This is a genomic window from Streptomyces sp. CA-251247 (assembly GCF_050952975.1).
GTDB classification, from domain to species: Bacteria; Actinomycetota; Actinomycetes; order Streptomycetales; family Streptomycetaceae; genus Streptomyces; species Streptomyces achmelvichensis.
Genome location: NZ_CP191861.1, coordinates 3487702 through 3513553, shown reverse-complemented (window position 1 = coordinate 3513553; position 25852 = coordinate 3487702). Strand labels below are relative to the sequence as shown.

24 protein-coding genes are annotated in these 25852 nt (G+C 71.0%); 15 read left to right on the top strand and 9 right to left on the bottom strand.

The annotated features are described in order from the left end of the window. The first annotated feature begins 82 nt into the window (after positions 1-82). The 4 genes from ACQPWZ_RS15325 to ACQPWZ_RS15310 all read left to right on the top strand — a co-directional run bounded on the left by ACQPWZ_RS15325 (position 83) and on the right by ACQPWZ_RS15310 (position 3853). A complete protein-coding gene (locus ACQPWZ_RS15325; protein WP_433571614.1) occupies positions 83-1669 on the top strand; it encodes a flavin-containing monooxygenase in 1587 nt (528 codons plus the stop codon). Next, positions 1666-2604: an alpha/beta fold hydrolase gene (locus ACQPWZ_RS15320; RefSeq protein ID WP_433571613.1), complete on the top strand. Its 939-nt coding sequence runs from the start codon at positions 1666-1668 to the stop codon at positions 2602-2604. Before ACQPWZ_RS15325 ends, ACQPWZ_RS15320 begins: the two co-directional genes overlap by 4 nt. Next, positions 2601-3482: an SDR family oxidoreductase gene (locus ACQPWZ_RS15315; protein WP_328860851.1), complete on the top strand. Its 882-nt coding sequence runs from the start codon at positions 2601-2603 to the stop codon at positions 3480-3482. Before ACQPWZ_RS15320 ends, ACQPWZ_RS15315 begins: the two co-directional genes overlap by 4 nt. A gap of 98 nt (positions 3483-3580) precedes the next feature. Continuing rightward, entirely contained in the window at positions 3581-3853 is a 273-nt protein-coding gene (locus tag ACQPWZ_RS15310; protein ID WP_356705703.1) for a hypothetical protein, read from the top strand. Positions 3854-3948: 95 nt separating this feature from the next. Here the strand turns inward: ACQPWZ_RS15310 and ACQPWZ_RS15305 are convergent, their stop codons facing one another. Further along, positions 3949-7215 (bottom strand): S41 family peptidase, encoded by a 3267-nt coding sequence (locus ACQPWZ_RS15305; RefSeq protein ID WP_433571612.1) that lies wholly within the window; start codon positions 7213-7215, stop codon positions 3949-3951. Positions 7216-7400: 185 nt separating this feature from the next. On the opposite strand from ACQPWZ_RS15305, the gene ACQPWZ_RS15300 reads away from it, so the two are divergent. After that, positions 7401-7976, top strand: coding sequence for a TetR/AcrR family transcriptional regulator (locus tag ACQPWZ_RS15300; RefSeq protein ID WP_327683330.1), 576 nt, complete (start codon positions 7401-7403; stop codon positions 7974-7976). 143 nt (positions 7977-8119) lie between these two features. Next, positions 8120-10300 carry an MMPL family transporter gene (locus ACQPWZ_RS15295; protein WP_433571611.1) on the top strand — a complete coding sequence of 727 codons (2181 nt, stop codon included), beginning with the start codon at positions 8120-8122 and terminating at the stop codon, positions 10298-10300. Between the two features lie 108 nt (positions 10301-10408). On the opposite strand, the gene ACQPWZ_RS15290 is transcribed toward ACQPWZ_RS15295, so the two are convergent. Then, positions 10409-10756: an SsgA family sporulation/cell division regulator gene (locus tag ACQPWZ_RS15290; protein WP_313945822.1), complete on the bottom strand. Its 348-nt coding sequence runs from the start codon at positions 10754-10756 to the stop codon at positions 10409-10411. A gap of 157 nt (positions 10757-10913) precedes the next feature. Here ACQPWZ_RS15290 and ACQPWZ_RS15285 point away from each other — a divergent pair, with 157 nt between their 5' ends. From ACQPWZ_RS15285 to ACQPWZ_RS15260, 6 genes are all read left to right on the top strand, one after another. Then, entirely contained in the window at positions 10914-11993 is a 1080-nt protein-coding gene (locus tag ACQPWZ_RS15285; protein ID WP_433571610.1) for an energy-coupling factor ABC transporter permease, read from the top strand. 1 nt (position 11994) lies between these two features. Beyond that, on the top strand, positions 11995-12756 hold the full coding sequence (gene cbiQ / locus ACQPWZ_RS15280) for a cobalt ECF transporter T component CbiQ (RefSeq protein WP_340473616.1): 762 nt from the start codon (positions 11995-11997) through the stop codon (positions 12754-12756). Further along, positions 12753-13559 (top strand): energy-coupling factor ABC transporter ATP-binding protein, encoded by an 807-nt coding sequence (locus tag ACQPWZ_RS15275; protein ID WP_433571609.1) that lies wholly within the window; start codon positions 12753-12755, stop codon positions 13557-13559. The genes cbiQ and ACQPWZ_RS15275 overlap by 4 nt, the downstream gene beginning before the upstream one ends. Before the next feature lie 9 nt (positions 13560-13568). Beyond that, complete coding sequence (locus ACQPWZ_RS15270; RefSeq protein WP_356705695.1) at positions 13569-13697, top strand: hypothetical protein; 129 nt, start codon at positions 13569-13571, stop codon at positions 13695-13697. 69 nt (positions 13698-13766) lie between these two features. Then, complete coding sequence (locus ACQPWZ_RS15265) at positions 13767-14930, top strand: serine hydrolase domain-containing protein (protein ID WP_340477882.1); 1164 nt, start codon at positions 13767-13769, stop codon at positions 14928-14930. Further along, the gene (locus ACQPWZ_RS15260; RefSeq protein ID WP_383233446.1) at positions 14927-15745 is read left to right on the top strand and encodes an SDR family NAD(P)-dependent oxidoreductase; all 819 of its coding nucleotides are present in this window, start codon (positions 14927-14929) and stop codon (positions 15743-15745) included. The genes ACQPWZ_RS15265 and ACQPWZ_RS15260 overlap by 4 nt, the downstream gene beginning before the upstream one ends. A 46-nt stretch (positions 15746-15791) precedes the next feature. On the opposite strand, the gene ACQPWZ_RS15255 is transcribed toward ACQPWZ_RS15260, so the two are convergent. The 7 genes from ACQPWZ_RS15255 to ACQPWZ_RS15225 all read right to left on the bottom strand — a co-directional run bounded on the left by ACQPWZ_RS15255 (position 15792) and on the right by ACQPWZ_RS15225 (position 23205). After that, entirely contained in the window at positions 15792-16232 is a 441-nt protein-coding gene (locus tag ACQPWZ_RS15255; protein ID WP_356705693.1) for a VOC family protein, read from the bottom strand. Positions 16233-16308: 76 nt separating this feature from the next. Next, positions 16309-17160: a DMT family transporter gene (locus ACQPWZ_RS15250; protein WP_340473610.1), complete on the bottom strand. Its 852-nt coding sequence runs from the start codon at positions 17158-17160 to the stop codon at positions 16309-16311. Beyond that, on the bottom strand, positions 17157-17645 hold the full coding sequence (locus tag ACQPWZ_RS15245) for a YbaK/EbsC family protein (RefSeq protein WP_340473609.1): 489 nt from the start codon (positions 17643-17645) through the stop codon (positions 17157-17159). Before ACQPWZ_RS15245 ends, ACQPWZ_RS15250 begins: the two co-directional genes overlap by 4 nt. 115 nt (positions 17646-17760) lie before the next feature. Next, the gene (locus ACQPWZ_RS15240) at positions 17761-19404 is read right to left on the bottom strand and encodes a penicillin-binding transpeptidase domain-containing protein (RefSeq protein ID WP_433571608.1); all 1644 of its coding nucleotides are present in this window, start codon (positions 19402-19404) and stop codon (positions 17761-17763) included. Positions 19405-19540: 136 nt separating this feature from the next. Then, a complete protein-coding gene (locus tag ACQPWZ_RS15235; protein WP_433571607.1) occupies positions 19541-20515 on the bottom strand; it encodes a helix-turn-helix domain-containing protein in 975 nt (324 codons plus the stop codon). Between the two features lie 351 nt (positions 20516-20866). After that, positions 20867-21361 carry a hypothetical protein gene (locus tag ACQPWZ_RS15230; RefSeq protein ID WP_383233434.1) on the bottom strand — a complete coding sequence of 165 codons (495 nt, stop codon included), beginning with the start codon at positions 21359-21361 and terminating at the stop codon, positions 20867-20869. Positions 21362-21483: 122 nt separating this feature from the next. Further along, entirely contained in the window at positions 21484-23205 is a 1722-nt protein-coding gene (locus tag ACQPWZ_RS15225) for a dolichyl-phosphate-mannose--protein mannosyltransferase (RefSeq protein ID WP_340473605.1), read from the bottom strand. 53 nt (positions 23206-23258) lie between these two features. On the opposite strand from ACQPWZ_RS15225, the gene rsmI reads away from it, so the two are divergent. The 3 genes from rsmI to ACQPWZ_RS15210 all read left to right on the top strand — a co-directional run bounded on the left by rsmI (position 23259) and on the right by ACQPWZ_RS15210 (position 25606). Continuing rightward, entirely contained in the window at positions 23259-24146 is an 888-nt protein-coding gene (gene rsmI, locus ACQPWZ_RS15220) for a 16S rRNA (cytidine(1402)-2'-O)-methyltransferase (protein ID WP_433571606.1), read from the top strand. 128 nt (positions 24147-24274) lie between these two features. After that, positions 24275-24703 (top strand): hypothetical protein, encoded by a 429-nt coding sequence (locus ACQPWZ_RS15215; RefSeq protein ID WP_340473603.1) that lies wholly within the window; start codon positions 24275-24277, stop codon positions 24701-24703. Between the two features lie 33 nt (positions 24704-24736). Then, complete coding sequence (locus tag ACQPWZ_RS15210) at positions 24737-25606, top strand: TatD family hydrolase (RefSeq protein ID WP_340473602.1); 870 nt, start codon at positions 24737-24739, stop codon at positions 25604-25606. The last annotated feature ends 246 nt before the right edge of the window (positions 25607-25852 follow it).

Sequence of the window (25852 nt, the reverse complement as noted above, 5' to 3'; positions counted from 1 at the left end):
CCGCTGCTCTACTCTCCCAACTGTGCCAGTGATTGCTGGCATGGTTGGGATCGGGTTGTGACGTTCAGCGAGAGGCGGCGGCATGGGCCAGGGGAAGCAGGCAGCGCACGAACATGTGCGGGTGGCGGTGATCGGATCCGGGTTCGGCGGCCTGGGGGCCGCGGTCCGGCTGCGCCGCGAGGGGATCACCGACTTCGTCGTCCTGGAGCGGGCGGACTCCGTCGGCGGGACCTGGCGGGACAACAGCTATCCGGGCTGTGCCTGCGACGTGCCCTCGCATCTGTACTCGTTCTCCTTCGCGCCCAACCCCGACTGGCCGCGCACCTTCTCCGGCCAGGAGCACATCCGCGCCTACCTCGAACACGTCGCGGACACCTTCCATCTGCGTCCCCACCTCCGCCTCAGCCACGAGGTGCGGATGATGACCTGGGACAACGAGCAGCTGCACTGGACGATCGAGACGTCCCAGGGCACCTTCACGGCGGACGTCGTCGTCTCCGCGACCGGCCCGCTGTCCGACCCGAAGGTCCCCGACATCCCGGGGCTCGCCGGCTTCCCCGGCCAGGTCTTCCACTCCGCCCGCTGGGACCACGACTACGACCTGCGCGGCAAGCGCGTGGCGATGATCGGGACCGGGGCGTCCGCCATCCAGATCGTCCCCGCCATCCAGCCGGAGGCCGGGAAGCTGACGCTCTTCCAGCGGACCCCGCCGTGGGTGATGCCGCGCGTGGACCGGAAGATCACCGGGGCCGAGCGCTGGCTGCACCGGCAGCTGCCGTTCACCGGGTCCGCGCGGCGCGGACTGCTGTGGGGCATCCGGGAGTTGCAGGTCCAGGCGTTCACCAAGCGGCCGAACGAACTCGGGCTCGTCGAGTCCCTGGCCAAGGCGAACATCGCCAAGTCCATCAAGGACCCGGCGCTGCGGGCCCGGCTCACCCCGTCGTACCGCATCGGCTGCAAGCGGATCCTGCTGTCGAGCACGTACTACCCGGCCCTGGCCCGGCCCAATGTGGACGTCGTGGCGTCCGGGCTCGCGGAGGTACGCGGCTCCACGCTGGTGGCGGCCGACGGCACCGAGACCGAGGCCGACGTGATCATCTTCGGTACCGGATTCCATGTCACCGACCTGCCGATCGCCGAACGGGTCGTCGGGGCGGACGGCATCACGCTCGCGGAGGCGTGGAAGGACGGCATGCAGTCGCTGCGCGGCGCCACCGCCGCCGGCTTCCCCAACTGGATGACGATCATCGGCCCCAACACGGGCCTCGGGAACTCCTCGATGATTCTGATGATCGAGTCCCAGCTCTCCTACATGGCCGACTATCTGCGGCAGTTGCACATCCTCGGCGGACGCAAGGCGCTCACCCCGCGGGCGTCCGCGGTCGGCGCCTGGAACCGCCGGGTGCAGGACCGGATGAAGCGCACCGTGTGGAACACCGGCGGCTGCACCAGCTGGTACCTCGACGCGAGCGGGCGCAACACCACCATCTGGCCGGGGACGACACGTGAGTTCCGCCGGGCGACGCGGGAGGTGGACCTCGCGGAGTACGAGATCCTGCGGGCGCCCGTGCCGGCCGGTGCGCCGGACCCCGCAGGTGAAGCCGTGGCGACCGGCCCGTCCGGGTCCGCCGATGACGTCGTGACCGAGCAGCCGGAGGCCGTGCGATGAGCCGCATACTGACCGCGACCCGCATCCTGACCGCCGTCTCGGTCGACGGATCGCGCATCCACGCCGAGGTGTACGGCCCCGACGGCGCGCCCGCCGTCGTCCTCGCCCACGGCTGGACCTGTTCGACCGAGTTCTGGTCCGCGCAGATCCGGGACCTGGCCGGTGACTTCCGGGTCGTCGTCTACGACCAGCGCGGCCACGGCCGTACCGCTGCCGCCGCCGTGAGCACGGACGTGCTCGCCGACGATCTGGAGGCGGTGCTCGCGGCCGCGCTGGCTCCCGGTGAGAAAGCCGTCCTCGTCGGACATTCGATGGGCGGGATGACGCTGATGGCTGCGGCGGGACGGACCGCCTTCGCGGAGCACGCCGCCGCGGTGCTGCTGTGCAGCACCGGCAGTTCCCGGCTGGTCGAGGAGTCGCTGGTGCTGCCGATGCGCCGCGGTCCGCTGCGGACCCGGCTCACCGGCATGGTGCTCGGGGCGCGCGCCCCGCTCGGGCCCGTCACGCCCCTGTCCCGGCGGCTCCTCAAGTACGGGACCATGGGGCCCGACGCCACGCCCGGGCAGGTGAAGGAGTGCGCCAGGATCGTCCACGCCTGCGCGCGGGCGGCCCGGGTGGCCTGGTCGCAGGTGCTCGCCGGCCTCGATCTCGACGACGGCGTACGGCAGTTGAACGTCCCCACCGTGGTGCTGGCGGGCACGGCCGACCGGCTCACGCCGATGGTGCACGCCCGGCGGATCGCCGCCGATCTGCCCGACTGCCGTGAGCTGGTGGAGCTCGACGGCACGGGCCACATGACACCGGTGGAGGCCCCGGAGGCCGTCACCGCGAAGATCCGTGAGCTGGCCGCTGCCCATGGGGTCACCGACTCCTCCGGGGACGCCGAGGGCGCGCCCCACGGGGACATCAAGAGCGTGAAGGAGGAGGCCGCATGAGCAGGACGAGCCTGGAGGGACAGGTCGCCGTTGTCACGGGTGCCGCCCGCGGCGTGGGTGAGCTGCTGGCCCGCAAGCTGTCGGCGCGCGGCGCGAAGGTCGCCCTGGTGGGCCTGGAGCCCGACGAGTTGAAGAAGGTCTCGGCGCGGCTCCACAGCGAGAGCGACCACTGGTACGCGGACGTCACCGACCACGAGGCGATGGCGCGGGTCGCGCAGGAGGTCAAGGAGCGCTTCGGCAAGGTCGACATCGTCGTCGCCAATGCCGGGGTCGCCGCGGGCGGGCCGTTCATGGACTCCGACCCGGTCGCCTGGCGCCGGGTCATCGAGGTCAATCTGATCGGAAGTGCCGTCACCGCACGGGCATTTCTGCCGGTCCTCGTGGAGAGCCGCGGCTACCTTCTCCAGATCGCGTCGCTGGCTGCCATCACACCCGCGCCGATGATGACGGCGTACTGCGCGTCGAAGTCCGGCGTCGAGGCCTTCGCGCACAGCCTGCGGGCCGAGGTCGGCTACCGCGGGGTGCGGGTCGGCGTCGCCTATCTGTCCTGGACGGACACCGACCTCGTACGCGGTGCGGACCAGGACGACGTGATGCGCGAACTGCGGCAGCGGCTGCCGTGGCCCTCCAACCGCACCTATCCGCTGGGCCCGGCGGTCGACCGGATCGTGGCCGGGATCGAACGGCGCTCGGCGCATGTCTACGGACAGTGGTGGCTGCGCGGGATGCAGTCGCTGCGCGGGTATCTCCCGCCCGTGATCGGGCTCGTGGGACAGCGGGAGATGAAGCGCTTCGAACCGCGTCTGGCCAGTGTTGCCAAGGGCCTTGTGGGTGCCGGAGGGGCGGCCGACGAGGCGGCGCGCACGCAGCGTAGTTGATCGAAATGCGCAGCGTGTCCGTGCGTGCCACGCTGGTCGAGGCCCAGGGGGCACACCAGTCCCCGCTCTCCCTCACACCCCTCTAGGAGTGAACAAGCATGGGCATTCAGGACCAGTTCAAGGACAAGGCGCAGGAGCTCAAGAACCAGGCCAAGCAGGCCCCGGCCGGCGCGAAGGACGAGACGTCCCAGCGCGGTCAGCAGGGTCAGGAGCGCCGGCGCCCGCAGGGTCAGCAGCAGCCGCAGGAGCGTCGTCGGCCGCAGGGCCACGAGGAGCCGCGTGAGCGGACCTCCCGTGAGGAGCCCACGCGTGAGCGGACGCCCCGCGAGGAGCCCATGCGTGAGCAGTTCGGTCAGGACCGCAACGCCTGACGCTGCGTGTGACTGAAGAGGCGCATCCGCGCGAGCGGATGCGCCTCTTGCCTGCGGTGCCTGCCCTCACCTGCGCGCCCCGGCGTCCAACTTCCTCAGCGCGGCGGGAGCTTGGGGCGGCGGAGGTCCGGCACGGAGTCGTAGCCGGGAGGTTCCGCCGGCGGCTGCCGGGTCAGCATCTCCAGGGCGAGCTGCACCGCGTCGTCCAGCTGGACATGGCGGCCCTCCGCCCAGTCCAGCGGCGAGCGCAGCGCGTCCAGGTCCGGTTCCACGCCGTGGTTCTCGACCGACCAGCCGTAGGCGTCGAACCAGGCCGCGTTCATCGGCACCGTGATCACCGTGCCGTCTCCCAGCCGGTGGCGGCCGGTCATGCCGACCACCCCGCCCCAGGTGCGGCTGCCCACCACCGGGCCCAGGTTGAGCAGTTTGAACGCCGCCGTGATCATGTCGCCGTCCGAGGACGTCGCCTCGTCGGCCAGCGCGACCACCGGGCCGCGCGGTGCGTTGGAGGCGTACGAGACCGGCTGCGCGTTCCGCGTCAGGTCCCAGCCGATGATCTTCCGGGTCAGTGTCTCCACCACCAGTTCGCTGATGTGTCCGCCCGCGTTGCCGCGGACGTCGACGATCAGCGCCGGCCGGGAGACCTCCAGCCGCAGATCGCGGTTGAACTGCGCCCAGCCGGAGCCGCCCATGTCGGGGATGTGGAGGTAGCCGCACTGGTCGCCGCTCAACTCCCGTACAACTTCACGGCGTTTGGCCACCCAGTACTGGTACCGCAGCGGGCGCTCGTCGATCAGCGGCACGATCGCCACCCGGCGTGAGCGCTCCTCGTTCTCGGCCGGGCAGAACGTCAGCTCCACCGTCGTCCCGCCCGCGGCGGCCAGCATCGGGAACGGACCGGTCACCGGGTCCACCGGCCGGCCGTCCACATGCGTGAGGATCTCGCCCTCGTGGACGCCCGTACCGGCGAGCGGGGAACGGGCCTTGGAGTCGGACGAGTCGCCGGGCAGGATCCGCTTGACCATCCACTGCCCGTCCCGGCAGACCAGGTCCGTGCCCAGCAGGCCCATCGCCCGCTGGTAGTGCGGCGGTCCTTCGTTGCGGCGGGCGGGGGTGACGTACGCGTGCGAGGTGCCCAGCTCGCCCAGCACCTCACGCATCAGATCGGCGAACTCGTCGGGTGAGGCGACCCGTTCGACCAGGGGGCGGTACTGGTCGAGCACCCCGTCCCAGTCGATCCCGCACATCTCCGGTTCCCAGAAGTAGGCGCGGATGAGCCGGCCGGCCTCGGCGTACGCCTGGCGCCATTCGGACGCCGGGTCCACGTCGTGCAGAATCCTGCGCAGATCCAGGTAGACCGTCGAGTCGCTGTCGCCCGACTCGGTGGCGGGCACCGCGCGCAGATCGCCGTCGTCGACGACCACCAGCCTGCTGCCGTCACCGCTGACCGCGAACCAGTCGAGATGGCCCACCAGTTCGGTCTTGCGGGCCTTGGCGATGTCGAAGTGCTCCAGCGTGGGGCGCCCGGAGGTGTCGGCGGGATTCACGAAGGTCTCGCCCAGGGCTCCGGAGATCGGCCAGCGCAGCCAGACGAGTCCGCCGCCGCTGACGGGATACAGCGCCGAGTACTTGGACGCCGAGACCGGGAACGGCGTCACCCGGCTCTCCAGTCCCTCGAGCTCCACCATGACCGTGCTGGTACCGGCTCCCTCCTCGGGCGGCAGCAGGGAGTCTTCGATGGGGTCGAGACCGCCGGCCGCAGGCCGTCCGTCCGGGGACAGCGCGAAGGGCGAGGGCGTGGCCGAGGAGAGCGGTACGAGGTAGGGCCGGCAGCCCAGCGGGAACGACAGGTCGCCGGTGTGCACGTCGTACACCGGGTCGAAGCCGCGCCAGGACAGGAACGCGAGATAGCGGCCGTCGCTGGTGAAGACCGGATTCTCGTCCTCGAAACGGCCGTTGGTGACATCGACGATCGTGCGGTCCGCGATCCGGGCCATCTTGATCTGGCGCAGGGAACGTCCGATGCCCGGGTGCGACCAGGTCAGCCACGTCCCGTCGGGGGAGAAGGCCAGATCGCGCACCGGCCCGTTGAGGGACCGGATCAGCTCGGTGGTCTCGCCCGCGGAGTCCTCCGCCGCGTCGAGCAGCAGCAGCCGGCCGTCGTGCGCGGCGACGGCGAGCCGCTCCCCGTCCGGGTCGGACACCATCTCCAGCACCCGGCCGAGCCGGCCGGACGCCAGCCGGCGCGGTTCCCGCTCGCCGCTCGCCCGCGGGAGATAGGCGATCTCGACGGCGTCGTCGCCCTCCGCGTCGGTGACATAGGCGACCTGGCCGCCGGTGCCGAGCATCTCGGGCAGCCGCACGCGTACGCCCGGGGTGTCGGCGATCGTCCGGGCCGGCCCGTCGCGGTGGGTGAGCCAGTACAGACTGCCGCGGACGGTGACGGCGCTGGCCCGGCCCGTCGTGTCGACCGAGATCGAGTCGACGTGGTTGGAGGCCGGTACCTGGTAGGGGCGGCGTCCGGCGCGCGGTCCGCCGAGCCGCACGTCCAGCTTGCGGGGCATCCCCTGCGGGCCGAGGTCGTCGACGATCCACAGGTCCCCGGCGCACTGGTACACGATTCGGTGGCCGTCGCTGGAGGCGTGCCGGGCGTAGAACGCGTCGTGGTCCGTGTGGCGCCGCAGATCGCTCCCGTCGGGAAGGCAGGAGTAGAGATTGCCGATGCCCTCGTGGTCGGAGAGGAACGCGATCCGGCCGGAGACGAACATCGGGCAGTCCAGATGCCCGTCCAGGTCGGCGAGGAGCCGTCGGCCGTGCAGCCACAGCCGGCCGGTGGCGCCACCGCGGTAGCGCTTCCACGCGGCCGGCTCGTGCGGCGGTTTGCCGGTGAGCAGCAGGGTGCGCCGTTCTCCCTCCACGTCGGTGACCGCGATGTGCGAGACGGGCCCCCACGGCAGCTTCGCGCCGGGAGCGCCGTCGGTCGGGACGTTGTAGGCCCAGGAGAAGTACGAGAAGGGCTGGGCGTGCGAGGAGACGGCGAGGATCTGGCCGTCCGGGGTCCAGCCGCACACCCGGGTGTCGGTGGAGCCCCAGTAGCTGAGTCTGCGGGCCGGTCCGCCCTCGACGGGCGCGAGATGGATCTCGGGGTCGAGGCTGCGCCAGGTCGTGTAGGCGATGTGCCGGCCGTCGGGGGAGAAGCGGGGATGGCCGACCCGGGTCCGGTCGACGGTGAGCCGCCAGGCCCGTCCCGGCCGCTGCCCCTGCGGCACCAGAGGGGCGATCCACAGATCGTCCTCGGCGGCGAAGCACAGCAAGTCGTCGTGCAGATGCGGGAAACGGAGGTACGCCACGTCGTCGCTCACCTTCCAATGCTTTCCGTGTGCAGGGGGTGCGGCAACTCGTGGGGCCGGGTGAATCCGGCCGGATCCGGTGTGGCCGGAACCGATTCGTGATCCACGACACAAGCGAAACGTTGTCGTTTCGCTGAGGGGTGGGGTACCTTTCGATGTGTACGAAACCGTTTCGTTCGGATGGAGGGAGGCCGATCATGACCACACGCAGTCGGCTCACCCCCGAGCGCGAGGCAGAGCTGTACGAGGCCGTACTGGACCTGTTGCGCGAAGTCGGATACGACGCCCTGACCATGGACGCCGTGGCCACCCGGACCCGATCGAGCAAAGCGACCCTCTACCGTCAGTGGCGCGGCAAGCCCGAGCTGGTGGCCACCGCCCTGCGGCACAGCAAGCCGGTGAATGTCGGCGACATCGACACCGGCAGCCTGCGTGGTGACTTCCACGCGATGCTGGACCAGACCGACGACTGTCAGATGGAGAGGGACTCCGCGCTGATGCGGGGTCTCGCCCAGGCCATCCACGGCAACCCCGATCTCCATGAGGCCCTGCGGGAGCTGCTGATCGAGCCCGAGATCACCGGGCTGGACACACTGCTGCGGCGGGCGGTGGAGCGCGGGGAGGTCAGTGCGGACAACCCCGCGCTGGACTTCGTGCCGCACATGCTGGTCGGCGCGTTCGTCGCCCGGCAGATGATCGAGGACCGGCTCCCCGACCGGGCCTTTCTCAACCGGTACATCGACGCCGTGGTCCTGCCGGCCCTCGGAGTCTGATGCTTTGTCGCCGCCCCACGGCGACCGACGTTCCCCACGTCACCTCTCCCCGCAGCACGACCCGCACCACCTGACGCGCGCCGCTCTCGTCGTCGGGCCGGCTCCCCATGCCCTGTTCACCTCACACACGGGAGTACGCCCTCGTGGCCACGTTCCTCTACAAACTCGGGCGGTCCGCCTTCCGGCGCCGCAAACTCGTCCTGCTGCTGTGGGTCGCTCTGCTCGCGCTCGCCGGGGTCGGTGCGGCCTCCGCGTCCACCGCCACCTCGTCGTCCTTCTCGATACCCGGCACCGAGGCGCAGAAGGCCTTCGACCTGCTGGAAGAGCGGTTCCCCGGGGCCAGCCCCGACGGTGCGACCGCACGTGTCGTCTTCAAGGCCCCGAGCGGCGAGAAGATGACCCAGGCGGACAACAAGGCCGAGGTGAACAAGGCGGTCGCCGACCTCAAGGCCGGCTCCGACCAGATCTCCTCCGTCACCGACCCGTACACCGCGAACGCGGTCTCCAAGGACGGTTCGACGGCCTACGTCTCGGTCACCTACAAGGTCAACGGCATGGAGCTGACCGACGAGACCCGGGAGGCGCTGGAGAAGACGGGCCACCAGGCGCAGGGCACCGGACTGACCGTGGAGATCGGCGGCGACGCGCTGCAGACCGTCCCGGAGACCGGAGCGGGCGAGATCATCGGTGTCGCGATCGCCGCTGTCGTCCTGGTCATCACCTTCGGCTCGCTCGTCGCGGCCGGACTGCCGCTGCTCACCGCGATCATCGGTGTCGGCATCGGCATCTCCACGATCACGGCGCTGGCGAACGTCCTCGACCTCGGGTCCACCACCTCCACGCTGGCGATGATGATCGGCCTCGCGGTCGGCATCGACTACGCCCTCTTCATCGTCTCCCGCTACCGGGCCGAACTCGCCGAGGGGCGTGAGCAGGAGGACGCGGCCGGCCGGGCCGTCGGCACCGCCGGCTCCGCCGTCGTCTTCGCGGGCCTGACCGTGGTCATCGCCCTCGTCGGCCTCGCCGTCGTCAACATCCCGATGCTCAGCAAGATGGGCTTCGCCGCGGCCGGCACGGTCGTGATCGCCGTTCTCATCGCGCTCACCCTCATCCCCGCCCTGCTCGGCTTCGCCGGCAAGCGGGTGCTCGGCCGCAAGGTCCGCAAGGGCAAGCCGGTCACCGACAAGCCGAACATGGGCACCCGCTGGTCCCGCTTCGTGCTGCGCCGGCCGGTCATGGTGCTGCTCGCCGGTGTGGTGGGCCTCGGCGCCATCGCCATCCCGGCGGCGTCCCTGGAGATGGGACTGCCCGACGACGGCTCCCAGCCGGTCAGCACCACGCAGCGCAAGGCCTACGACATGCTGTCCGACGGCTTCGGCCCCGGCTTCAACGGGCCGCTGCTGGTGGTCGTCGACGGCGACAAGAGCGCCGCGGACCGTACGGTCGAGACGATCAAGGGCCTGGAGGGCGCCGCGGCGGTCACCCCCGCGACGCTCAACAAGGCCGGCGACACCGCGATGATCACGGTCATCCCGAAGGACCGGCCGTCCTCGGTCGCCACCGAGGATCTGGTCCACTCCATCCGTGACTCCAGCGGCGACGACGTGCTCGTCAGTGGCGCCACCGCGATGAACATCGACTTCTCGCAGCGGATGAACGATGCCCTGCTGCCCTATCTCGCCCTGGTCGTCGGACTCGCGTTCCTGCTGCTGATGGTGGTCTTCAGGTCACTGCTCGTACCGCTGAAGGCAGCCCTCGGCTTCCTGCTCTCCGTCGTCGCCGCACTGGGCGCGGTCGTCGCCGTCTTCCAGTGGGGCTGGCTGGGATCGCTGTTCGGGGTCGAGCAGACCGGGCCGATCATGTCGATGATGCCGATCTTCATGGTGGGTGTCGTCTTCGGCCTGGCGATGGACTACGAGGTCTTCCTCGTCACGCGCATGCGGGAGGCGTACGTCCACGGGGAGCGCCCGGGTGCGGCGATCGTCACCGGCTTCCAGCACGGTGCCCGCGTCGTCAGCGCCGCCGCGGTGATCATGATCGCCGTCTTCTCCGGATTCATCGGGTCCAGCGAGCAGATGATCAAGATGATCGGCTTCGGCCTCGCGATCGCGGTGTTCTTCGACGCCTTCGTGGTCCGGATGGCCGTCGTGCCCGCGGTCCTCGCCCTGCTCGGCCACAAGGCCTGGTGGCTGCCGCGCTGGCTGGACCGACTGCTGCCGAACGTCGACGTCGAGGGCGAGAAGCTGCACAAGCAGCTGACCTCGAAGGACGACGGCGTCAGCCCCGAAGACCCGGACGAGGAGCGCAACCTGGTGCGCGTCTGACTCCGGCACGAGCCCGGGGGCGCCGCTGCGAGCGGCTGTGCGCGCCCCCGGTTGCGCGACGGACCCGTGGGGACGGGGGCCGTCGCGGGGACACGGTGGTCGTGCTCGTCACCCCTGGGGGGCGGGTGCGGCCACCGCGTACGTGTGCCGCAGGAAGCGCATCAGGGCCTTGGAGTCGAACTGCACCACCGCTACGCCGTCCGAGGTGTGGAACTCCACGACCGTCTGGACCCGGCCGCACGGCCAGACCTCGACATCGCCGCGGCGCACGGGGACGCGCAGTCCCTTCTCCAGCAGCTCGCGGGGGAAGGTCCACTCCCGTCCGTCGGGGAAGGTGAAGCGGACGGACTGCGGCGCGTCCGTCGGTTCGTACCAGAGAGCGACGCGGACCGGCCGGTGCTGAGGAGCGTCCGTGACGATGCGTGCCCATGCGTGTTCTTCGATGACCGTGGACATGTGCCGCTCCTCACGATTTAACCTCTATGCCCTCCAATGTCCCATATTTCCGGGCGAGGGACTCGATCACCAGTTGTGACGCGTCCGCTCTTGCAAGTCGTTCGCAACAGGGCACTATCATTGAACAGTTATTCACCTGTCCGGAGCGGAGCCCGCTATGCATGTCCCCGACGGATTCATCAACGCCCCGGTCTCGGTGGCCGCCGGTGTCGTCGCCGCCGGCGCGGTCGCCGTCAGCCTCCGCGGCGCCCGCCGTGAGCTGGGTGGATCCCCCGTCGCACTGATCGGCGCCGAGCGCACCGCGCCGCTGGCGGGCCTCGTCGCCGCCTTCATTTTTGCCGTACAGATGCTCAACTTTCCCGTCGCGGCCGGCACCAGCGGACATCTGCTGGGCGGCGCGCTCGCCGCGATACTCGTCGGTCCTTACACCGGCGTGCTCTGCGTCGCCGTCGTTCTGCTGATGCAGGGCGTGCTCTTCGCGGACGGCGGCCTCACCGCGCTCGGCGTGAACATCACCGTCATGGGCGTGGTCACGGTCCTCGTCGCCTACGGGCTGTTCCGTGGACTGCTGGCGGTCCTGCCCCGCAAGCGCCGCTCGATCACCGTCGCCTCCTTCGTTGCCGCGCTGATCTCCGTACCGGCCGCCGCCGCGGCCTTCACCCTGATCTACGCGATCGGCGGGACCACCGAGGTCCCGATCGGCAAGGTCCTCACCGCGATGGTCGGCGTCCATGTCCTCATCGGCATCGGCGAGGCCGTGATCACCATGCTCACCGTCGGCGCCGTCATCGCCGTCCGGCCCGACCTCGTCTACGGCGCCCGCGGTCTGAGCACCCCGCTGAAGCTCCGCGTCGGCGGTGAGCTGGTCGACGCCGAGCCCGTCGCCCCCGAGCCCGTCGCCGCGCGGTCGCCGCGCACGGTCTGGCTGGCCGGCCTCGCGACCGCCGTCGTCCTCGCCGGCTTCGTGTCCTTCTACGCCTCCGCCAGCCCCGACGGCCTGGAGAAGGTCGCCGCCGACAAGGGCATCGACAAGAAGGTCGAGGAGCACGCGGCCGCCGATTCCCCACTAGCCGACTACGGGGTCGCGGACGTCTCGAACGCCCGGATCTCCGGCGGTCTCGCGGGCGTCATCGGCGTCGGCTCGACCGTCGTGGTCGGCAGCGGCATCTTCTACGTCGTCGTCCGCCGCCGCCGGGCCACCGAGTCCGAGGCCACCCGCGTCCCCGACTCCGTCTGACATGGGCGCCGGCCACAGCCACAAGCTCTACCGGCACGGGCACTCGCCCGTGCACGAGCTCCCCGCGCACTGCAAGCTCGTCGCCGTCTTCTGCTTCGTGCTGGTCGTGGTCTCCACACCGCGAGAAGCGGTGTGGGCCTTCGGGCTGTACGCGGTGCTGCTGGCCACGGTCGCGGCCGTGGCCCGGGTGCCCGCCGGGTATCTCCTGCGCCGGCTGCTCATCGAGATCCCGTTCGTCGCCTTCGCGCTGCTGATGCCCTTCGTCGTGCCCGGCGAGCAGGTCTCCTTCCTCGGCCTCTCGCTGAGCGTCCCGGGCCTGTGGGGCGCGTGGAACATCCTCGCCAAGGGCACGCTCGGCGTCGCCGCGTCCGTGATCCTCGCCTCGACGACCGAGCTGCGCTCGCTGCTGCTCGGGCTCCAGCGGCTCAGGCTGCCACCCCTGCTGGTCCAGATCGCCTCCTTCATGATCCGCTACGGCGATGTCATCGCGGACGAGATGCGCCGTATGTCGATCGCCCGACGTTCGCGCGGCTTCGAGGCGAAAGGGGTGCGCCACTGGGGTGTGCTCGCCAAATCCGCGGGCGCGCTGTTCATCCGCTCCTACGAGCGCGGCGAGCGGGTGCACCTGGCGATGGTGAGCCGGGGATACACCGGGACGATGCCCGTGATCGACGAGGTCACCGCGTCCCGGGCCCAGTGGTCGTACGCGGCGGCCCTCCCCGTGACCGCGCTCGCGGTCTGTCTGCTGGGATGGACACTATGACGAACGCGCCGACCGACCCGACCGACCCGGTGACGAACGCCCCCGCCGACCCGACGCCTCCGTCCCTCGAAGTGAAGGGGCTCGCCTACGCCTATCCGGACGGGCACCAGGCGCTCTTCGGCGTCGACCTGACGGTCGGCCGCGGTGAGCGGGTCGCCCTCCTCGGCCCCAACGGCGCGGGCAAGACCACCCTGGTCCTCCATCTCAACGGCATCCTGGCCGGCGGCGCGGGGACCGTGTCCGTCGCCGGACTCCCGGTCGCCAGGCGGCATCTCGCGGAGATCCGCCGCCGCGTCGGCATCGTCTTCCAGGACCCCGACGACCAGCTGTTCATGCCCACGGTCCGCGAGGACGTCGCCTTCGGACCCGCGGCCTCGGGCCTGCGCGGCCCGGAGCTCGAAACGCGCGTCGTGGCGGCCCTGACGCAGGTGGGCATGGCGGAGTTCGCCGACCGGCCCCCGCACCATCTCTCCTTCGGCCAGCGCCGCCGGGTCGCGGTCGCCACCGTGCTCGCGATGGAGCCCGAGATCCTCGTGCTGGACGAACCGTCGTCCAACCTCGACCCGGCCTCGCGGCGAGAACTCGCCGACATCCTGCGGTCGTTGGACGTCACCGTCCTGATGGTCACGCACGATCTGCCGTACGCCCTGGAGCTCTGCCCGCGTGCGGTGATCCTCAGCGAGGGCGTCATCGCCGCCGACGGGCGTACGCAGGATCTCCTGGGCGACGACGCCCTGATGCGCAAGCACCGCCTCGAACTGCCCTTCGGCTTCGACCCGAGGTCCGTGACCATGGGCGCGTGAACGAGGACTGTGTCCCGCTGGCTCGCTGCCCCGCTCGACCAGGAGCTCGCCGCCGCACGGGTCTGCGCCGCACACCAGGTGGGCCCGTACTCCCACGCCACCCGCGACAAGATCGACCTCCCGATCGTCCTGAGCTGACCCGCGAGTCACGAGCGGTGGCGTCCGATGCACCATGGAGGGATGAGCGGGAGCGGGAGATCAGCAGCAGTGGATGTCCGGGGCACGGTGGCGGCAGGCTTCGAGCCGGTCCAGGACGCCTTCCTACGCAATTTCGAACAGCGCGGTGACCGGGGCGCGGCCGTCGCCGTCTACCGGGACGGGAAGAAGGTCGTCGACCTCTGGGCCGGCACACGTGACGTGGACGGCCCCGAGCCGTGGGCCCTGGACACCGCACAGATCGTCCGCTCCGCCACCAAGGGCGTCGCGGCGGCCGTCGTCCTCCTGCTCCACCAGCGCGGCCAGATCGACCTGGACGCCCCCGTCGGCACGTACTGGCCCGAGTTCAAGGCGGCCGGAAAAGACCGCGTCGTCGTACGGCAGTTGCTCTCCCACCGTGCCGCAGTGCCCGTGCTCGACCGTCCGCTGACCCCGGCGGAGGCCTGCGACGGTGTCAGCGGGCCCGCCGCTCTGGCCGCGCAGCACCCCGCCTGGGACCCCGGAACCGCTCACGGCTACCACGCACAGACCTACAGCTGGCTGATCGGCGAACTCGTCCGCCGGGTCACCGGCCGGACCATCGGCCGCTGGGTCGCCGAGGAGATCGCCCGCCCGCTCGGCCTCGACTTCTGGATCGGACTGCCGGCGGACGAAGCCCACCGCGTGGGCCGCATCGGGCCGGTGCCCGAGCCGGAGACGGCCGACGGCGGCGGACTCAAACTGCGGCCCAAGCCGGCCGTCGTGGAGGCCTACCACAACCCCGACTCCCTCACCCGCCGCGCGTTCGGGGCCATCGACCCGCTGCCCGACGAGAACGACCCCACTTACCGCGCCGCCGAACTCCCGGCCTCCGGCGGCATCTCCACCGCCCGCGCCCTCGCCCGCTTCTACGCCGCCACCATCGGCACGGTGGACGGCGGCCCGCGGCTGTTCGCCCCGGCCACCCTCACCCTCGCCCGCACCGAGGAGTCGGCCGGCCCCGACCGCGTCCTGATCGTCAACACCCGCTACGGCCTCGGCTTCATGCTCCACGGCCCGGCCGCCCCGATGCTCGGCCCGGGCTCGTTCGGCCACCCCGGCCGCGGCGGCTCCCTCGGCTTCGCCGACCCCGAGTCGGGCATCGCGCTCGGCTATGTGACCAACGGGATGCGCAAGGGCGTCACCGCGGACCCCCGTGCCCAGGCGCTGATCCGGGCGGTACGTTCGGCGCTATGAGCAGCGGAAGCGGCATCGGCGGACCGAGGCGGTTCGAGGGACAGGGCGCACTGATCACCGGCGCGGCGCGCGGCATCGGCGAGGCGATCGCACGACGGCTCGCCTCCGAAGGCGCCCGCGTCCTGGTCACCGACCTGGACGCGCAAGCCGCGGCACGGACCGCCGACGACATCCCCGGAGCCGACTCCCTCGGCTGCGACGTCGGCGACCGCGCCCAGGTCGAGGCGGCCGTGGCGTACGCCGTCGAACGGTTCGGCGCCCTGCACGTCCTGGTCAACAACGCCTACTCCTGCGCCCCCGACACCCCGCGGCTGGAGGACCAGCCCGACGACACCTGGGCGCGCGACCTCGACATCTCGCTCACCGGGGCCTTCCGCTGCGCCCGCGCCGCCCTGCCGCATCTGGAGGCCTCCGGCACCGGCGCGATCGTCAACATCGGCTCCGTCAACGCCGAACAGGACTTCGGCAACCACGCCTACAGCGCGGCCAAGGCAGGCCTCGCCTCGCTCACCCGCACGCTGGCGGGCGACGCGGCACCCCGTGGCGTGCGCGTGAACCAGGTCAACCCGGGGACCGTCCGTACGCCGTCGTGGGCGGGCCGCGAGGAGAGCCTCGCGGCACTCGGCCGGGTCTACCCCCTCGGGCGCGTCGGTGAACCGGAGGACATCGCGGCGGCCGTCGCCTTCCTGGCCTCGCGGGACGCGGCCTGGATCACGGGCATCACGCTGCGGGTGGACGGCGGCCTGCTCGCGGTGAACACGGGGTTCGACGAGGTGATCGCGCCGCACCGGGTGACATGGGCGCAGCAGGACTGAAGGCGGCGGCGGACCGGTCTCGCCGGGCCTGCCGGGTCCGGGCGCGTCAGGCCGGATCTGCCGGGCCGGCGGCGACGCAGAACTCGTTGCCCTCCGGGTCGGCCATGAAGAGGTGATGGCCGTCGAAGACATGCTGGACGGTGGCGCCCGCCGCGACCAGCCGGTCCGCCTCCGCCCGGATCCTGCCCCACCGTTCCTCGTCGCTGCCGTGCCCCGGCACCCGGATGTCGATGTGCAGCCGGTTCTTCGCGGTCTTCGGCTCAGGCACCTTGAGGATCGAGAGCCGCGGCCCCGCACCCTGCGGATCGCAGAGCCACGCCCCGTCGTCCTCGTCGTCCTCCGGCAGGTCGAACTGCGCGAGCCACTCCTCCCGGGTGGCGAACGGCGGCGGCGGAGGCTCGTCGATGTATCCGAGCGCCAGCTTCCAGAACTCCGCGAGCCGTTGCGCGTCCGTACAGTCGAGGGTGAGATCGATTCTGGCTGTCATGAGGCCGACCGTAACGGTCGCCTCTGACAACGCCCACCGTCGACGACGGCCGCCCACGACCACGTCCGTCGGCCGCTCAGCCCACCCGCAGCATCAGACCGATGCCGACGACCATCAGTCCCGCCGCCGCGATGCGCGGGGCGCCGAACCGCTCCTTGAAGAAGACGGCGCCTATCGCCGCGCCCACGATGATCGACGACTCCCGCAGCGCCGCGACCGGCGCCAGCGGCGCCCGCGTCTGCGCCCACAGCACCAGCCCGTACGCCGCCATCGACAGCGCCGCGCCGAGCAGGCCGCGTACCGCGTACGGCTTCATCCGGGCCACCAGCGAGCCCCGGTACACATGCACGGCGTACGCCGGGATCAGCAGGCCTTCCAGGATCATCAGCCAGGCGATGTAGCCGACCGCCGACCCCGAGGCGCGGACGCCGACCCCGTCCACGACCGTGTACGCGGCGATCGACAGGCCGGTCGCCAGCGCGGCCAGCAGGGCGGGCCAGTGCGGCCGGGCGCCCTTTCCGCGGAAGCCCCACAGCGCCACCCCGACCAGACCCGCGGAGGCCAGCACCACACCGGCCAGCTGCCAGCCGCCGAGCCGCTCGCCGACGAACACCGCGGCCAGGACCGTCACCACGAGCGGGGCGGTGCCCCGGGCGATCGGGTACATCTGGCCGAAGTCGCCCAGCGAGAACGACCGCATCAGCAGGGCCTGGTAGCCGATGTGAAGCAGCGCGGAGACGACCAGATACGGCCACGCGCCGGCGGCCGGCACCGGGCTGAAACAGGCCAGCACCGCGCCGATGACCGCGGCCCCGCCGCCGATGAGCGTGAAGCCGACGAGCTGATCGTGGACGGTGTGCGCGATCGCGTTCCAACTGGCGTGCGTGACCGCCGCGATGAGAACCGCTACGGCGACCAGTACCGTCACGCCGTGCGCTCGCGGACGTCCACCAGGGTGCCGCCCGCGTGCGCGATCAGCGACTTCGGGTCGAGCGGAAAGACGGTGTGCGGGGTCCCGGCCGCAGCCCACACCACCTCGTGGGCGAGCAGACCGCGGTCGGCCAGCACCCGGGTCCTGGTGACATGCCCGAAGGGCGGTACGCCCCCGATCGCGTAGCCGGTGGTCTCGCGGACCAGGTCGGCGTTGGCCCGCCCGACCTTCGCGGCGCCGAGCTCCTCACGTACCCGCTCGATGTCGACCCGCGAGGAGCCGTCCATCAGCACCAGCACCGGCTCGCCGTCGGCCTCGAAGATCAGTGACTTGACGATCTCGCTGACGTCGCAGCCGATGGCGGCCGCGGCCTCGGCGGCCGTCCGCGTGGCGTCGGGGAACCGGCGGACCGGCACGTCGAGCCCCAGCTCGCGCAGGGCGGCCGCGAACCGGGGATGGGCTTCCGTTTCGTGAGTGCTCATGGCCGCACGCTAGCGGTGGTTGTACGGGGCACGCGAACAGATTCCGGATGGTGGAAACGACGACGGGCGGGTGTTCGAGGAGCCTCCCGGGGCCCCTCGCTCTCGGCCCTTGCCGCTAGCGGGCGTTGAGGACCTGCGCGACCACCGGGCCCGCCGCGTCGCCACCGTGACCTCCGGACTGGACGACGGCCGCGGCGGCCAGATCCCCGGCGTATCCGGTGAACCAGCTGTTCGACGTGCCCTGCCCGTCGACCTCCGCCGAGCCGGTCTTGGCGCCCTTGTCGCCCTGCACCACGGACATCGCGGCCTGGCCGGTGCCGTACCGCGCGGTCGCGCCCATCATCTGGCGCAGCGCGCCCGCGATGGAGCCGGGCAGCCGCTGCGCGGTGGCCAGCGGGCGGTCGTCGAGGCCCTTCGGCACGATGACCGGCTGGAGGAAACCGCCGTTCTTCACGGTCGCCGCGACGGACGCCATGTTGAGAGCGTTCATCGTGATCCTGCCCTGGCCGATGTACGAGGCGGCGGTCTCCGCGCCCGCCGACTCGGGCACACTGCCGTCGACGCTGACGGCGCCGGTCTGCCAGTCGAGGCCGATGCCGAAGTACTTGCTCGCGGTCGCACCGAGCGCCGTCCCGGACACGTCACGGTCGTCGAGCGGCTTGACGGCCTTGATGAAGGCGGTGTTGCAGGAGCGGCGGAAGCTCTCCTCGAACGTGCCGCTCGGGATGGAGAAGCCGTCCAGGTTGGTGAACGTCCTGCCCATCCACTGCACGTTCGCCGGGCACTCCACCTTCGCGGACGGGCCCTTGACGACGCCCTGGTCCATCATCATCGCCGCGGTCACGATCTTCATCGTGGAACCGGGGGCCTGGGCGCCCATCATCGCCGTGTTGTACCCGTCGGCCGGGCTGTTGGCGACGGCCCGGATCTCACCGGTACTGGGCTTGACGGCGACGGCCGATGCCTGGCTGTACTTCTTCACCGCCCGCTCGGCGGCGGCCTGGACGTCCGCGTCCAGCGTCGTCGTCAGCTTGCCCTCCTTGCCCTCGCTCAGCGTCAGCAGGGTCCGGTCGGCGACGGCCTGGTCGGTGGAGGTGACGACGAGTTCGATGCCCGCGGTACCGCCCGCGGCCTCGCCGTACTTCTTGCGCAACGCGTCCAGGACGGCGCCCAGCGAGGGGTACTTCTCCTTCGTCAGCTCCCGGCCCTTGCGGTCCACGGCCTTGATCGGCGGGGCGGACGCCTGGTCGGTCTTGAGCGAGGTGTTCTTCGTCAGCTTCGGGTGCACGACGGCCGGCGCCCAGTCGATGAGCGCCTTGCCGGTGCTCAGCCCGCGCACCACGGTGAGCGCCGAGCTGTACGTCCAGGGCTTGCTCTGCCCCTCGTACGACACCGTCGCGTTCACCGTGAAGGGCACCTTCGCGCCGACCGCCTTGCCGGGGGTGATCACGGCCTGGGAGACATGAGCCTGCTGACGGTAGCCCGCGAGCAGTGGCTCGGCCTCGACGGCGTTGTTGGTCAGCTGCGCGGCCTTCGGCGCGTCACCGCCGGCCCACGCCGCGAGGAAGTCCTTCGCGGTCTCGTCGATCTCCTCGGCACTCGGCGGCCCGGACTTGCGCTCCCCGGACGCGGACCTGGTCCCGACGCCGTCACCGTCGCCGGTCAGCCCGCTGTACAGGTTGTAGCCGCCATAGCCGACACCACCGGCGACCACCGCGAACACACAGCCGATCACGGCGACTTTCGCCCCACTGCGCATGACTTGCAGTCCCCTCCCCAGGAGCACACTTCCTTGAACACGTTCAAGGGCATGTATCGCGTGCACTCTACGGGACGGGGGTGATCGTCTTCGATGCTGTTACGAGACCGCGACGATCGGCCCGGAACCGCGGACGTTACGGTGGATTTGCCCCGCCGGCACGGGGTTTCGCGGTGTGGCAGGCGCGGCAGTCTCCCGGTTCCGCAGCGCGAAAAGCCCGGTCGCAGGAGTCGCAGTTCTGGAAAGGGAGCGGGAGCGGGGTCCGGGAGACGGATGAGCGGAACGGCGGTGGCGGCGGGAGCTGCGCGGTGAGCCGGTGCGCGAGAAAGCCGATGGGACGGCGCACACCGTCGGGCGGCAGGCCGGAGGTCAGGGCGTGCCGTACGGCGACGGGGCCGACGTCCCGCTCCAGCCAGGCGGCCACTCCCGGTGCCAGGGTTTCCGCGTCCCGTGCGGAGAGCAGCAGGCGTGGGTCCTGGTGGTGCAGCCCCGCGAGAAGGTCGGTGGCGGCCCGCAGGAGGGTCTCGGCGGGGAAGGCGGGCTGCGGTACGGGCGGGGCCGCGGGTGCGCGGCGAGACGCCTGGCGCGGCCCGCTCGCGACCGGCGCGGTCGGGCGGGCCGGCGGTGGGCAGGTGCGGTCGGGCACGGACCGCTCGGGCACGCACCGGTCGGCGGCTCTGCCGGGACGACGGTTCCGCTCGGCCCCCGGCTGGTTGCAGGAGACGGTGCGGGTGACGATCCGGCCGCCGGGAACGCGTTCGCGTTCGCGCCGCAGATAGCCGTGGGCCTCCAGCTCGCGCAGAGCGCCGGAGATGCGGTCCGCACCCTCGGGGAACCGCGCGGCGAGGGTCTTGATGTCCACACGGGCGCCGGTCGGCAGGGACTGGATGTGCACGGACAGGCCGATGGCCAGCAGCGACAGCTGGGAGTGCTGCGCGAGGTGGTTGCCGATGACCGTGAAGCGGCTGGTGTGGCGGGTGTTGGCGTGCGTGACGCCGTACGGCTGCCGCTCGCGCGGCTTGCTTCGGGCCCGTGTGCGGACGACGCCGGGTGGTGCGTCGGCAACTCCGGGCGGGGCGTGCGAGGGCACGCTAGGCTGCTGGGTATCCATCGGGAAGCCTTTTCTTCCTCGGTGGTCAGGCCCTCGATCGGGATTGCGAGTCCCGGCCGGGGGCCGTCGCATTTCTGCGGTACGTGGTGGTGTGTCGCGGTGAGCCTAGAACACGTAACCCGGCTCGCCACCAGTCCAGTTGGCGATGTTCACCCCTGAGGGTGAGAGCGGCCGACGGGCGGGGAGGGGTGGGGTTCGGTGGGGTTCTTTTCTCTCGTCCGTTCTTTGGGAAAGGCCGCGCGTACGGCCTGAACACGGGCGACCGGAACGGGGGCCGCCGTGCTCCGGGGGGACGTGCGGCGACGGATCCTTGCCCGGGTGCGCCGGACCCTGCGGGTGGCAGTGCACGACTCAGGACGACCGCCACATCGGGTGGTCGGCGGGGGGCCTTCCTACCGACCTGCTCAGGCCGGCGCTGCGGCGATCCAGGTTTCCCCTTGCGGCGTTGATGAACTGCAGATGCCTGGCTTCCAGTTGTTCTTGATAGACCAGCCAGTTCTCGAGTCCACCTTGACCGGACTTGAGTTTGCGCTCGATCTGCCACAACTCGGCGTTGATCGCATCGCCGGCGGCGATCACATCGGGTGTCGCAACCAGTCGGACCATGTTCATCGCGTGGCCCCATTCCGACCATTCGATGTCGGGCCGTTCCCCTCGACGGGCCCAACGGCCGAGCTGGCCATGGAGGATGACGTACGCGCGGAGTACGTCAGCACACGCCTCACGCCGGGCGTTTCTCATCCAGTGGCGTTCTTGCGAACGGCTACCGATGCCACCTCCGGCGACAACACCAGCCAGTGTCGCCAGAGCACCTATCGACGGTCCGAGTAGCTCATGGAAGGCCATCGAGTCACGGTATGTGAGGTGGTGGTCACTCAGGTAGCGGGCGGTTCCGGAGAGCGCAGGGCGTCAGGCAGCCAGGGAGGCCGGCCCACGCCGTCGCGCCGGGACGGGTCCGAACCACCCCGCTACACCCAGGTGTCCAGCCACATCCTGTTCCGCCAGTCCTCAACCGGGATCGGCGTCCCCGTGTACAGCGGGTGGAAGTAGATGAAGTTCCAGATGATCAGCAGCACCAGCACACCCGCGCCGATCGCGCCGATCGCACGGCGGCGTTCGTCCGAGCCCGGGGGGCCCAGGATCGCGCCGAGCATCATGGCGACCGCCAGACACAGGAACGGCACGAACACCACCGCGTAGAACAGGAAGATCGTGCGCTCCTGGTAGAAGAACCACGGAACCCACCCGGCCGCGATGCCGCACGCGATCGCGCCCGCGCGCCAGTCGCGGCGGAACAGCCAGCGCCACAGGATGTAGGCGATCGCGAAGCAGGCCGCCCACCACAGCAGCGGGGTGCCGAGGGCCAGGACCTCGGACGCGCACTTGTCGGCCGCGTCCGAGGGGCAGCCGTCGATCCCCGCGGACGGGGACTCGTAGTAGTACGAGACCGGGCGGCCCAGCACGATCCAGCTCCAGGGGTTGGACTGGTACGTGTGGCCCGAGGTCAGGTTGACGTGGAACTGGTAGACCTCGGTCTCGTAGTGCCACAGGCTGCGCAGCCAGTCCGGCAGCCAGGTGAAGCTGCCGCCCTTGCCCGCCGTCCCCGCCCAGTCGCGGAAGTAGCCCTTGTCGGTGACGATCCAGCCGGTCCAGGACGCGATGTAGGTGACGATCGCCACCGGCACCGTCGAGACGAAGGCGGGCACCAGGTCCTTCTTCAGCACCGCCCTGTACGGCTGCACGGCGCCGGCCGTGCGGCGGGTGCCCACGTCCCACAGCACCGTCAGCAGACCGAACGCGGCCATCACATAGAGGCCGTTCCACTTGGTGCCGGCGGCCAGGCCGAGCATCAGGCCCGCCGTCAGCCGCCACGGCCGCCAGCCGAGCCGCAGGGTCTCCGCGACCGTGGCGTCCGGCCGCAGCACGCCGTCCTCGTCCACGGGCAGCGCGGCCGCGAGTCTGCGGCGCGCCCAGTCCCGGTCGACGACCAGCGCTCCGAAGGCCGCGAGCACGAAGAACATCAGCACCAGGTCGAGCAGAGCCGTACGGCTCATCACGAAGTGCAGACCGTCCACGGCGAGCAGCGCTCCCGCGAGACAGCCGAGGAACGTGGAGCGGAACAGCCGGCGGCCGATGCGGCACAGCATCAGCACCGACAGCGTGCCGAGCACCGCCACCATGAAGCGCCAGCCGAAGGGCGTGAAGCCGAACAGCTGCTCGCCGATGCCGATGACCCACTTGCCGACCGGCGGATGGACCACATAGCCGGGGTCGGTGGGGATCGGGACGGACGAGGGGTCCCGCAGGATCGACTTGTCGATGTCCTTCGGCCAGCTGCCCTCGTACCCCTGGTTGATCAGCGCCCAGGCGTCCTTGGCGTAGTAGGTCTCGTCGAATATCACCGCCTTCGGCGAGCCCAGGTTCCAGAACCGGAGCACGCCCGCGACCAGCGCGACCAGCAGCGGTCCGCCCCAGGCCGCCGTCCGCAGCAGCGGGTTCACCACGGCCGGAGGGATGCCGAACACCGGCCACAGCCGTTCGGAGGGGCGGGTGTAGGGCGGCACCAGGCGTTCGCGCAGCCCGATCACGGGCCGGGGCGCGTAGCCGAATCTGCGCAGCCGTTGCTGCCAGCCGGCGGGCTGCGGATCGGCGTCCTTGCCCTGAAGGGTCTTCGGCGCGGTACTGGTCACCGCGCCATCGTAGGGAACGCCACTGTGCGAGTCGTGCGCACGGCCCTGGGAGGATGGACCGTGTGACAGGAACGCTGGTACTCGCAGGGACGCCCATCGGCGATGTGACGGACGCGCCGCCCCGGCTCGCCGCCGAGCTGGAGGGCGCCGACATCGTCGCCGCCGAGGACACCCGGCGGCTCCGCCGGCTCACCCAGGCCCTCGGTGTGCACACCACGGGGCGGGTCGTCTCCTACTTCGAGGGCAACGAGACCGCCCGTACGCCGGAGCTCGTCGAGGCACTCGCCGGCGGCGCCCGGGTGCTGCTGGTCACCGACGCGGGCATGCCCTCGGTCTCCGACCCCGGCTACCGGCTGGTCGCCGCGGCCGTCGAGAAGGACATCAAGGTCACGGCCGTCCCCGGCCCGTCCGCGGTCCTCACCGCGCTCGCCCTGTCGGGACTGCCGGTCGACCGCTTCTGCTTCGAGGGCTTCCTGCCGCGCAAGGCGGGCGAACGGCTCGGCCGGCTGCGCGAGGTCGAGTCCGAGCGGCGCACGCTCGTCTACTTCGAGGCGCCCCACCGCCTGGACGACACCCTCGCCGCGATGGCCGAGGTCTTCGGCCCCGAGCGCCGGGCCGCGGTCTGCCGCGAGCTGACCAAGACGTACGAAGAGGTCAAGCGCGGCGGCCTGGGAGAACTGGCGGCGTGGGCTGCCGAGGGCGTACGCGGTGAGATCACGGTCGTGGTGGAGGGTGCGCCGGCCGCCGGGCCCGGAGATCTCGACGCCGAGGAGCTGGTGCGCAGGGTGCGGGTGCGCGAAGAGGCGGGGGAGCGGCGCAAGGAGGCCATTGCGGCGGTCGCCGTCGAAGCAGGCCTGCCCAAACGCGAGGTGTTCGATGCCGTCGTGGCGGCAAAGAATGCGGATCGTCCGGCCCCCGGGGACGGCAAAGGACTATCGTAAAAGGCAAAGCGCAGACCGTGTCCTGCCCCTTTGTGCATGGGAAGGCCCAAGACTAATCCATTAATCGACAGGCGCTGATGCGCTCCCGCCGTCAAAGGCGTCCACTGGATCGGTGGAGAGGAGCTGGCATGAGTGAGGTCACAGGCACCGCCAAGGTCCATGAGGCATACGCGTTCTGCTGCATGCGCTGTGGGCACGGCTGGGAGCAGTCCTACGAAATAGAGCACCATGTGGACGGCGCCGGCCAGGAATTCATCGTCTACAAGGCGGACGGGGTGCGGGTGCCGTCGCCGCTCTCGAGCCCGACCTGCACCAACTGCGGGGGGCATGTCGTCAGGATCATGCGGTCCGGACAGGTCTCCTCGGTACTCGACCTGATGGCGCGTCCCGCCGCGCGCCGCCCCGCGAAGCCCGCGCGTCCCGCCCGGAAGGCATCGGCGGAGGGGGACGGGGTGCAGCAGCCGGACAGTACGGTCGTGCAGCAGGCAGGGAGCCCGGAGAAGCCGGCGCACCACTGGCATCTCTCCGATCTGCTCCACCCCTTCCACCGCAAGTGAGCTCGCGGGCGCGGGCCTCGTAGGATCGCGCCCATGAGTGCGAAGTCCGACCCGCCGCCGCTGCCCGACCCCCTGCGGGTCCCGGTCGCCGATTCCCACACCCACCTGGACATGCAGGAGGGCACGGTCGAGGAGGCGCTGGCCAGGGCGGCCGCGGTGGGAGTGACGGCGGTCGTGCAGGTCGGATGCGACATCAAGGGCTCGCGCTGGGCCGCGCAGACGGCGGCAGACCACGACGCCGTGCACGCCGCCGTCGCGCTCCACCCCAACGAGGCGCCGCGGATCGTGCTGGGGGATCCGGATGGGTGGTCGCGGCAGGGGGCGCGTGAGGGCGGCGGTGACAGTGCGCTCGACGACGCGCTCGCCGAGATCGACGCGCTCGCCGCGCTGCCGCAGGTGCGCGCGGTCGGCGAGACCGGACTCGACTACTACCGCACGGGCCCCGACGGAGTCGCGGCCCAGGAGCGCTCCTTCCGCGCGCATATCGAGATCGCGAAAAGGCACGACAAGGCCCTCGTGATCCACGACCGCGAGGCGCACGCCGATGTCCTGCGCATTCTCGCCGAGGAAGGCGCACCCGCACGGACCGTCTTCCACTGCTATTCCGGCGACGCGGAAATGGCGGAGATCTGCGCGGCCGCGGGCTACTACATGTCCTTCGCCGGCAATGTGACCTTCAAAAACGCGCAGCCGCTGCGGGACGCGCTCGCCGTCGCGCCCCGAGAGCTCGTGCTCGTCGAAACGGATGCGCCGTTTCTCACGCCGGTGCCGTACCGCGGACGGCCTAACGCGCCGTATCTCATTCCGGTCACGCTGCGGGCCATGGCCGTGGTGAAGGGGCTCGACGAGGACACCCTGGCGGCGGCTGTCGCCGCCAACACCGCCGAGGCGTTCGGTTACTGAGGGACAACGGGCCGAGCCCTGCGGAAGGCCTCGCACAGGATGTCGACGCGACACTGTGTAGTCGAGTCACTTTGGAGAGTGACCACGGCTCCGATAGTGTCCCGGGCCGCAACGCCATCGGGCGGACCGGAACCGGACCTTACGGAGCGTCGTGAGCAATTCGCAGGGCAGTCACCGTGCCGCACGAGGCGTTCGCCGCGCCGCGACCAGAGCCGCTGAGCCGTACGAACCACCCGGCCCCACGGA